A 9,562-nucleotide genomic window follows, 5' to 3' on the forward strand; every position below is an offset into this window, starting at 1 on the left:
ATACAGTTCGGTCAGGAGGGCATCGAGGTCTGTCTTCATAACTGTCCATCGGTGCCCTCCAACCACATCCTTCACAAGCCGACACGCCGAGAGTGCAACCACTGCGGCGCCGCTCGGCGTGTCGCCGCCGCCAGTACACACTCGGCGCAGCCGATGCACACTCCGCGCGCAGTTGGGAATTACTCATCTAGGCCCGCCGACGATGCGGCCCGCGTAGCGGGCCGTTGAGAAGGCGGGCAATCGGGCTAGGCCCGCCGACGATGCGGCCCGCGTAGCGGGCCGTTGAGAAGGCGGGCAATCGGGCTAGGCCCGCCGACGATGCGGCCCGCGTAGCGGGCCGTTGAGAAGGCGGGCAATCGGGGCCGTAACGGCGGGCTGGCGACCTTCTGCTAGCCAGCCCCGCGGCGAGTTGATCGCGAGCGCTCGCATCGATCGACTGGCGCATTCAGTTGCCGATTGGTACGGTCGCCCCCGACTCGCCCCGACCATCTGCACCCCAGACTTTGGAGTATCCGCGTTGACGCCAAAAGGGCTGTGGCCTTTGCTGATTCCCGCAGCGCTGAGCCGCAGTCGCCCGACGACGTGCGGGGACCGGCTGTGAACCCCGACCCATTTCAGCACGCGCAGCCCGGCGCTGACTTGATTCCCGCGGGACCGCTGCAAGCCGAACAGATCAGCTATGCGTTCGCGATCTACTACCTACCCATGCCGTCGGCGGACCCGTTCGCCACCTTGGATGCGCTGCTGGCCGGCGAATTCAGGGAATTCCACCACGCCGATTATCTCAGCGGAGACGAAACAGAGCCCACGGTGAATGCCTGGATCACCGTCGATCCGCACCACGACTGCCCTCCCCCGAGCCCCGATTTTGTCCAGCTGTTCGGTCGCGGAGTGAGCCCGCAGCAGACGGCGGCGCTACAAGCCACCGAGGCCGCGCTGATCCTCAACTTCGTCTACCCGAACGGCCAAGCTCTGAGCCGCCTGCGTACGGCGCTGCGGTTAACCGGTGAACTGGCCTCCGGCACCGGCGGCCTTATTTGGGACAACGAGACGCGGGAAGTCTTCACCCCGGCCGCATGGACCGAGCTGCGCATCGACCGATGGACCGATCCGACGCCGGACATCAGCGACCAGACGGTCATTCACGCCTACCAGACCGACGGCCATATGCGGCTGGTCACGCTTGGCATGGCGAAATTCGGGCTGCCCGACGTCGTGGTGAACCAGCTGCCGCGGTCGGTCAGCCAGCAGGTCGGGGATCTAGTCAGTGCGTTCTGTCAGGCGATCACCGACGGATCGGTCGTCGAACGTCGCGGGGAGTTCGATCTCGACGTCCGCCGCTTTGGTTCCGCTGGCACCGCGACGGCGCCGCTCACCCTGAAAGTGGGGACGCCCGAAGCCGGTGATCCCGACAACCGGCTCCTCGAACTCACCTTTGATCGCGGGACCGGCGAGGATGTTCACGCTCGGCGGCACGCGGTGTTGGCCGCGGTATTCGGCTCCGGGTCACCGGTGGTCCCGACAATGCATGACGATGCCCTCAACGCCGCCAGCGAACAGGCCAGAAGCAAACTGCCGGCGCTGCGCGCCCTGTTCAACGACGGGCTGGCACCAGGTGAATTCCTGCAACTGAAAGCCCCGTTCGAAGGTGCGGGTGGTATCCGGGAGTGGATGTGGGTGGAGGTCGCGAGCTGGACCGATGACGCGATCACCGGGTTCCTCGTCAACGAACCGGCCAGCAGCCTGGGCCTGCATGCGGGCCAGACCGTCCAAATCGCCGAATCGACGATCTTTGACTACATGCACAAGCGGCGCGACGGCGTCATCGACGGCAACGAGACCGAGAGACTGATCCGCAGCCAGCTCAATTAGGCCTTCGGTCGACGCTCATCGCCACCACGCCCGGCATGACGGGTCCAGCTCGCTTATTTGGGGAACTAGGGTGAGCCGGCATGAAACTCTCCTCGCGCCGGATGCCGACACGCCTGGTGCCGGCGACTGCCGCGGCTGAAAGCTGGTTCTTGCAGCATGGCTTGCCGTCTGTGCTGACCAAGCGGTCCCGATGGCGGCGGCTGTGGTCCAGGTCGGCGCCCGCGCTGGCCGCATATGCCGCGTTTCACTGCTGGACCTTCCCGTTGTTCCTGATCACCAAGGGCGAAGATGTCAACATCGGCGAAAACCCCACCCCGCGGGATTGGGTTGTTCTGACGATCGTCGCGCTGGCCCCCGTTCTGATTGTGGGGATCGGCTGGCTGGTGTCCCGGATGTCGGACGGGCATAAACGCGCGATCGCAGCCACCGTAGCGGTCAGCATGGTGGGCATCGTGATCGTCGTCGAAACCGACCCGTCCCGTCTGCCGGGCGCAGTCATCTTCACGGTGCTGGTGCTACTTCTGACCGCCAGCGGTATCGGGTCGGTGGTCGGCTGGACGCTGCGCATCACCGTCTCGCAATTTGCGACCATGGGCGCACTGGCGGTGCGGGCGCTGCCCGTCGTATTGCTGACGACGTTGGTGTTCTTCAATGGCAATGTCTGGCTGATGGCCGCGACGATCGGGGCCGAGCGACTGGGGCTCGCGATTGTGTTTCTGCTCAGCATCGCCGCCGCATTCGTCGTCTCCGCCACCAGGGAGCGGGTCCGGCCCATGCTGCAGTCAGCCGCGGCGCTGCCCAGAGACTGTGAACGGCTGGCGCACACACCGTTTGCGATGCTGCCCGATTCCCCGGGAAGCCCCCCACTGACCAGGGCCGAACGTGTCAACGTGGTCTTCGTGCTGGCCGTCTCGCAGCTGGTGCAGATCATGGTGGTGGCACTGCTGACCGCGGTGATCTACGTGATGCTCGGGCTGATCGTGCTGAGTTCGGCGCTGCTCGACGAATGGACCCGCGGCGCGCCCAGCAGCTCGACCGTGTTGGGCCTGACGTTTCCGGTGCCGGATTCGCTGATCCACATGTGCCTGTTCCTGGGCGCGCTGACTTTCATGTACATCAGCGCCCGCGCGGTCGACGACGCCGAATACCGCACCATGTTCGTCGACCCGCTGATCTGCGATCTGCATGCCACCCTGATCGCCCGCAACCGATATCACGCCAGTATCACCGGCTACTCCCCCAGTGTTGACGCCGCTGACCACAGTGATTAATTTCGCCTGATGTCCACCACCGAAGACGGAGCAGTCGTATTGGAACCACCAGGCGACTTGTCCGGGAAGCGTTATGGCGAAGTACTTCTGGTAACCCCCGGCGAGGCAGGTCCGCAAGCGACCGTCTACAACAGCTTCCCGCTCAACGACTGTCCCGCCGAGCTGTGGTCGGCACTGGACCCGAAGGCGATCGCTACCGAACACGGTGCCGCGGCCGCTTTGCTCAACGGCCCGCGCTACTGGCTGATGAACGCCATCGAAAAGGTGCCCCAGGGTCCGCCGGTCATCAAAAGCTTCGGCGGGATCGAGATGCTGCGGCAGGCCACGGTCTTGTTGTCGTCGATGAACCCGGCGCCGTATACCGTCAACCAGGTCAGCCGCAATACCGTCTTCATCTTCAACGCCGGCGAAGAGATCTACGAACTGCGCGACCCCGAAGGGCAGCGCTGGGTCATGCAGACCTGGAGCCAGGTGGTCGACCCCAACCTTTCCCGAGCTGACCTGGCCAAGCTGGCGGACCGGCTGAACCTGCCCAGCGGGTGGACCTATCAGCACCGCAAGCTCACCGACGAGCTGCGCATCGACACCACCGCCCGCGCCGCCCGCGTCCTGCAGGACGACCTCGCCAACAGCTATTCGCTGGTGATGGCCTGAACCCCTACAGGTACTGGCCCAGGTTCGACTCGGTGTCGATAGCCCGGCTGGCGCTCGACGACTTGCCGGTGACCAGGGTGCGGATGTAGACGATCCGCTCGCCCTTCTTGCCCGAAATCCGCGCCCAGTCATCGGGGTTGGTGGTGTTGGGCAGGTCCTCGTTCTCGGCGAACTCGTCGACGATCGAGTCGAGCAGGTGCTGGATCCGCAGACCCGGTTGGCCCGTCTCCAGCACCGACTTGATCGCGTTCTTCTTGGCCCGGTCGACGACGTTTTGGATCATCGCTCCGGAGTTGAAGTCCTTGAAGTACATGACTTCCTTGTCACCGTTGGCGTAGGTGACCTCCAGGAACCGGTTGTCGTCGATCTCGGCGTACATCCGCTCGACGACTTTCTCGATCATCGCCTTGATGCAGACGGTGCGGTCGCCGTCGAACTCGGCGAGGTCGTCGGCGTGCAGCGGCAGCGCCTCGGTCAGGTACTTCGAGAAGATGTCTTGCGCCGCTTCGGCATCGGGTCGCTCGATCTTGATCTTCACGTCCAGGCGGCCGGGCCGCAGGATCGCGGGGTCGATCATGTCCTCGCGGTTGGAGGCGCCGATCACGATGACGTTCTCGAGCCCCTCCACGCCGTCGATCTCGCTGAGCAGCTGCGGGACCACCGTGGTCTCGACGTCCGAGGAGACGCCGGTGCCGCGGGTGCGGAAGATCGAGTCCATCTCGTCGAAGAACACGATCACCGGCGTGCCTTCGGAGGCCTTCTCCCGGGCCCGCTGGAAGATCAGCCGGATGTGACGTTCGGTCTCGCCGACGAATTTGTTCAGCAGCTCGGGGCCCTTGATGTTGAGGAAGTACGACTTGGCCTCGCGGGCGTCGTCGCCGCGAACCTCGGCCATCTTCTTGGCCAGCGAGTTGGCCACCGCCTTGGCGATCAAGGTCTTCCCGCAGCCGGGCGGGCCGTACAGCAACACACCCTTGGGCGGGCGCAGCGCGTATTCCCGGTACAGCTCCTTGTGCAGGAAGGGCAGTTCCACCGCATCGCGGATCTGCTCGATCTGGCGAGTCAGGCCACCGATGTCCTCGTAGCTGACGTCCGGCACCTCTTCCAGCACTAGGTCCTCGACCTCGGCCTTGGGAATGCGCTCGAAGGCATACCCGGCTTTGGTGTCGACCAGCAGCGAGTCGCCGGGGCGCAGCTTGCGCGGCCGGGTGTCGTCGTTGAGGGCGTCCGGAATGCCGTCGGGCAGGTCCTCGGCGACCAACGGTTCGGCCAGCCACACGATGCGTTCCTCGTCGGCGTGGCCGACCACCAGGGCCCGGTGACCATCGGCGAGGATCTCACGCAACGTGGAGATCTCGCCTACCGATTCGAACCTGCCGGCCTCGACGACGGTCAACGCCTCATTGAGCCGGACCGTTTGGCCCTTCTTGAGGGACTTGGCGTCGATGTTCGGAGAGCATGTCAGGCGCATCTTGCGACCCGACGTGAAGACGTCGACGGTGTCGTCGTCGTGGGTGGCCAGCAGCACGCCGTAGCCGCTGGGCGGCTGCCCCAGCCGGTCGACCTCCTCACGCAGCGCCAGCAATTGCTGACGGGCTTCTTTAAGAGTTTCCATTAATTTCGAATTACGCGCGGCAAGGGAGTCGATACGAGCTTCGAGCTGATGCACATCGCGGGCCGGTCGCGACGGGCTCTGGTGTGCCAGCGCGTTCTCCAGCTGCTCGCGCAGTAGCGCGGCTTCACGCCGCAGCTGTTCCAGTTCGGCAGCATCGGTGCTGGGCAGGGGCATATCGCGGGGTGTCCCAAATGCTTCAGAACGCTCTGATTCAGCCATGTCGCCCTCCTTTCCCGCACCGGGAGCGGTGCGGCGGATACCTCAACGCTACCGGCCATCGCGAGTTCATGTGCGGAACCAAATGGCGCGGAAAATAACAAGTTGTTTCGCGCTGGTAATCTCGGCTTCCACTCGGCCCGATCGAAAGGAGCGCCGCGACCGTGAAATCCCTTGCCACGGCCAGTGCGACCAGCGCCCGCATCGGTGCCGCCGCCGACGGTGTGACGTCCATTGCACTGTTGGTCTCCTCGCCGCGGCCCGCCGTGTGCCGCCGATAGCCGGGCCTGCCGCTGGATGCATCGCCACCGTTGCACAGCCTGCATCGCCGTGAGCCTCGTCGCCACCGTGGCGGCGACGTGGCTCTCGGGGTGTTCGCGGCACGAGTCCGCGACGCCGACTGTCCCATCGGTGTCGCCCGCCACGTCCACCGCGGTCGCGCCGAGGCTGTCCGCTTCCCTACCTTCCGCCGACGCCTTGATCGAGGTGTTGTCCCGGCTGGCCGACCCGGCGGTCTCCGGAGCCGACAAGGTAAACCTTGTCGAGGACGCAACCCCGGAGACGGCCGCCGCCCTGGACCGGTTCACCACCGCTGCCCGAGACGGCGGCTACCTGCCACTGAGTTTCGCGGCGAGCAACATCGCCTGGTCGGACGGGGACCCGGCCGACGTGACGGCCACCATCGTCGTCACGACAGCCAAAACCGACGATCACGAATTCACCTTCCCGATGGAATTCAAACCCGGCCAGGGCGGTTGGCAGCTATCGCGGCGAACCGCGGAGATGCTGTTGGCCCTCAGCAGTTCTCGAGTCTCGTCGCCGGCTCCCGGCCCCGCGCCGGCCCCGGAACCAAGCCCCGCCCCGGCACCGGAACCCAACCCGCCGTCTCCGACGCCGTCTGGCTGAGCGCGCAGATGTGGATCGGCTGGCTCGAATTCGACGTGCTGCTGGGCGACGTGCGGTCACTGAAACAAAAACGATCGGTGGTTCGTCCCGTTGTCGCCGAACTGCAGCGCAAGTTCAGCGTGTCGGCCGCCGAGACCGGCTCGCGAGATCTCTACCGTCGCGCCGCCATCGGAGTGGCCACGGTTTCGGGCGACCGCAGTCACGCCGTCGAGGTCCTCGACGCGGCCGAACGGCTGATCGCCGCACACCCCGAGTTCGAGTTGCTGTCGGTGCGCCGGGGTTTGCACCGCAGTGACGATTGACGACTGGCAAGACTAACTAACCGTCACGTCCCGGGCGCTTGCGACCAAGCGGCGCGGGAGCGACGGCTCCGGGCGCCAGCCGGCGCGCGGCCACCAGGAATGCGGTGTGGCCGCGCATCGAATGCTGCGGCCGCACGGCCAACCCGACGACGTTCCAGCCGCGCTGCAACGTCTCCCACGATCGTGGCTCGGTCCAAAGCTGTTGGGCCCGCAGCGCCTCCACGACCGTCGAAAGTTGGGTGACGGTAGCCACATAGATCACCAGCACCCCGCCGGCCGACACCAGCCGCGACACCGAGTCCAGCACCTCCCAGGGCGCCAGCATGTCCAGCACGGCCCGGTCGACCGAGCCGTCGGACAGGTCGGAGTCGGCGACGTCGCCCACGATCAGCCGCCAGTTCTGCGGAGCCCCACCATAGAAGTTCGTCACGTTGCGACAGGCGTGCTCGGCATGGTCGGCGCGCTGCTCATAGGAGATCACCCGGCCCTCGGGCCCGACCGCCCGCAACAACGACAAGGTCAGCGCGCCGGACCCGGCTCCGGCTTCAAGCACCCGGGCGCCCGGAAATATGTCGCCCTCATGCACGATCTGAGCGGCGTCTTTGGGGTAGATCACCTGTGGCCCGCGCGGCATCGACATCACGTAGTCGACCAGCAACGGGCGCAGCACCAGAAACGGCGCACCGTTACTGGATTTGACCACGCTGCCCTGCTGCAGCCCGATAACCGCATCGTGGGCGATCGAACCGCGGTGGGTGTGGAACTCGCTGCCCGGGGTGAGCACCATCGTGTAGTGGCGGCCCTTGGCGTCGGTCAGCTGCACGCGTTCGCCCGCGGCGAAGGGACCGGTTGCTGACACGCCGTCTAGGGTGCCAGCCGACTCGCCGCAGCCGATGTCCGGGGTTGTCGGCACCCCGTCTTAGGCTGCGGGCATGACGGACCAGCTGACACCAGGGGCGGATCCGCGGGTCCGGCCGGCGCTGTCGCCGTCGCGGGCGGCCGATTTCAAGCAGTGCCCGCTGCTGTACCGGTTCCGTGCGATCGACCGGTTGCCCGAGGCGCCATCGGCGCCGCAGTTGCGCGGATCCGTCGTGCACGCCGCACTCGAGCAGCTCTATGCCCTGCCCGCGGTACAGCGCGGCCCCGAGACCGCGAGGTCGCTCGTGGAGTCCGCCTGGGAGCAGGTGATCGCCGGTGAGCCCGCGCTGGCCGATGAACTGCAACCACAAGAACTGCTCGACGAGGCGCGCGCCTTGCTGTCGGGGTATTACCGGCTGGAAGACCCGACGCGGTTCGACCCGCAGTGCTGCGAACACCGCGTGGAGGTCGAGCTGGCCGACGGCACGCTGTTGCGCGGCTACATCGACCGGATCGACGTCGCCGCGACCGGCGAATTGCGGGTGGTTGACTACAAGACGGGTAAGGCCCCGCCGGCCGCGCGGGCGCTGGCCGAGTTCAAAGCCCTGTTCCAAATGAAGTTCTACGGGGTGGCGCTGTTTCGGTCGCGTGGCGTGCTGCCCGCCCGGTTGCGACTCATCTACCTGGCCGACGGCCAGGTGCTGGATTATTCGCCGGACCGTGACGAACTGCTGCGTTTCGAGAAGACCCTGATGGCTATCTGGCGCGCGATCCAATCCGCAGGCAGGACAGGAGATTTCCGTCCGAATCCGTCGCGGCTGTGCGATTGGTGCCCGCATCAGGTGCATTGCCCGGCCTTCGGCGGGACGCCGCCGCCATACCCCGGCTGGCCGAATTGCGCCGACGCCGATAGCGTTTCGCGCCCGACCGAACCGGCGGCATGAACGGTTGCTTCTACCGTCGGCTCGGCGACGACGGTGACTATCAGGCCTTTGACTCCACCGACTACACGCGAAGCAACTGGAATCCCGAAATCCAGCATGGCTCACCTCCGTTGGCCCTGCTGACCAAGCTGATCGAAGAGCTGTCGGCGGGCTCGGGCCTGCGGATCGGCAGGCTCAACCTCGACATCCTCGGGGCGATTCCGGTGGCCACGGTGCGGGCCAGGGCCTGGGTGGAACGCCCGGGGTCGAAGGTCTGCCTGATGGTCGCCGAACTGCACGCCGATCGCGAGGGCGGACCCGCGCGGGTGGTGGCCCGGGTGACGGCATGGCTGTTGGCGGTCACTGACACCGCCGACGTCGAATCGGCGCGGTACCCGGCGGTGGTGGAAGGACCCGTCGAGCCCCTTCCGGCCGTCTTCGCCGACGCCGGCGGCTACTTCGATGCGATCAGCTGGCGCCCACAACAGTCCGCCGGCCAATCGGGCGCCGTGTCGTGGTTCACCCCGATGGCACACATCGTCGACACCGACCCCACCACGGCGCTGCAACGGCTTGCGGTCGTGGTGGACTGCGCCAACGGTGTCGGTGCGGTCCTGGACCCGAATCGGTTCGTGTTCATGAACACCGATACCGTGGTGCACCTGCATCGGCTTCCGACCGGCGACGATTTCGCGCTGCGGGCGCGAGCATCGGTCGGGCCGGATGGCGTGGGAGTCACCACCGCGGAGATCTACGACAAGGCCGGTTTTATCGGCACCTCGGCCCAGACGCTCCTCGTCCAGTGTCGGGCGCCTAGATGAGTAATTCCCAACCTTGGTCAGTGGTCGTAGGCGATCAGTGACCTCTTGACTGGGCTGTTGATCTTCCAGTTGTGCCAGATCACAGCGGCAAGGGCGAGGAGGCGCTGGGCGACGCGGGCGTAGA

The 9,562-nt window shown here is 66.1% G+C and carries 9 protein-coding genes and 1 pseudogene; 7 read left to right on the top strand and 3 right to left on the bottom strand.

What is annotated here, in order from left to right; translation table 11 throughout:
* Positions 1–597: 597 nt before the first annotated feature.
* The 3 genes from EET03_RS15290 (at position 598) to EET03_RS15300 (ending at position 3,797) form a co-directional block, all read left to right on the top strand.
* On the top strand, positions 598–1,872 hold the full coding sequence (locus tag EET03_RS15290; protein ID WP_099194199.1) for a DUF2314 domain-containing protein: 1,275 nt from the start codon (positions 598–600) through the stop codon (positions 1,870–1,872).
* An 80-nt stretch (positions 1,873–1,952) separates the two neighbouring features.
* Positions 1,953–3,143 (top strand): hypothetical protein, encoded by a 1,191-nt coding sequence (locus tag EET03_RS15295; protein WP_208649060.1) that lies wholly within the window; start codon positions 1,953–1,955, stop codon positions 3,141–3,143.
* A 9-nt stretch (positions 3,144–3,152) separates the two neighbouring features.
* The gene (locus EET03_RS15300) at positions 3,153–3,797 is read left to right on the top strand and encodes a hypothetical protein (RefSeq protein WP_063471449.1); all 645 of its coding nucleotides are present in this window, start codon (positions 3,153–3,155) and stop codon (positions 3,795–3,797) included.
* Positions 3,798–3,801: 4 nt separating this feature from the next.
* On the opposite strand, the gene arc is transcribed toward EET03_RS15300, so the two are convergent.
* Positions 3,802–5,631: a proteasome ATPase gene (arc, locus tag EET03_RS15305; RefSeq protein WP_063471450.1), complete on the bottom strand. Its 1,830-nt coding sequence runs from the start codon at positions 5,629–5,631 to the stop codon at positions 3,802–3,804.
* Positions 5,632–5,925: 294 nt separating this feature from the next.
* Between arc and lppK the strand changes: the two genes are divergently transcribed.
* Both lppK and EET03_RS15315 read left to right on the top strand, forming a co-directional pair.
* Positions 5,926–6,534, top strand: a complete 609-nt coding sequence (gene lppK / locus EET03_RS15310; protein ID WP_099193567.1) for a lipoprotein LppK — start codon at positions 5,926–5,928, stop codon at positions 6,532–6,534.
* Positions 6,535–6,542: 8 nt separating this feature from the next.
* Positions 6,543–6,836 (top strand): DUF503 domain-containing protein, encoded by a 294-nt coding sequence (locus EET03_RS15315; protein WP_075541644.1) that lies wholly within the window; start codon positions 6,543–6,545, stop codon positions 6,834–6,836.
* Positions 6,837–6,852: 16 nt separating this feature from the next.
* On the opposite strand, the gene trmI is transcribed toward EET03_RS15315, so the two are convergent.
* Positions 6,853–7,695 (bottom strand): tRNA (adenine(58)-N(1))-methyltransferase TrmI, encoded by an 843-nt coding sequence (gene trmI / locus EET03_RS15320; RefSeq protein WP_075541645.1) that lies wholly within the window; start codon positions 7,693–7,695, stop codon positions 6,853–6,855.
* A gap of 73 nt (positions 7,696–7,768) precedes the next feature.
* Between trmI and EET03_RS15325 the strand changes: the two genes are divergently transcribed.
* Together EET03_RS15325 and EET03_RS15330 are read left to right on the top strand one after the other, a co-directional pair.
* Complete coding sequence (locus EET03_RS15325; RefSeq protein ID WP_075541646.1) at positions 7,769–8,638, top strand: RecB family exonuclease; 870 nt, start codon at positions 7,769–7,771, stop codon at positions 8,636–8,638.
* Positions 8,635–9,438 carry a thioesterase family protein gene (locus EET03_RS15330; RefSeq protein ID WP_075541647.1) on the top strand — a complete coding sequence of 268 codons (804 nt, stop codon included), beginning with the start codon at positions 8,635–8,637 and terminating at the stop codon, positions 9,436–9,438. The genes EET03_RS15325 and EET03_RS15330 overlap by 4 nt, the downstream gene beginning before the upstream one ends.
* A gap of 17 nt (positions 9,439–9,455) precedes the next feature.
* On the opposite strand, the pseudogene EET03_RS15335 reads toward EET03_RS15330, so the two are convergent.
* A pseudogene (locus tag EET03_RS15335) lies at positions 9,456–9,562 on the bottom strand (IS982 family transposase); the annotation flags it as partial.

This window comes from Mycobacterium innocens, from assembly GCF_900566055.1.
In the GTDB taxonomy this organism is placed as follows: Bacteria; Actinomycetota; Actinomycetes; order Mycobacteriales; family Mycobacteriaceae; genus Mycobacterium; species Mycobacterium innocens.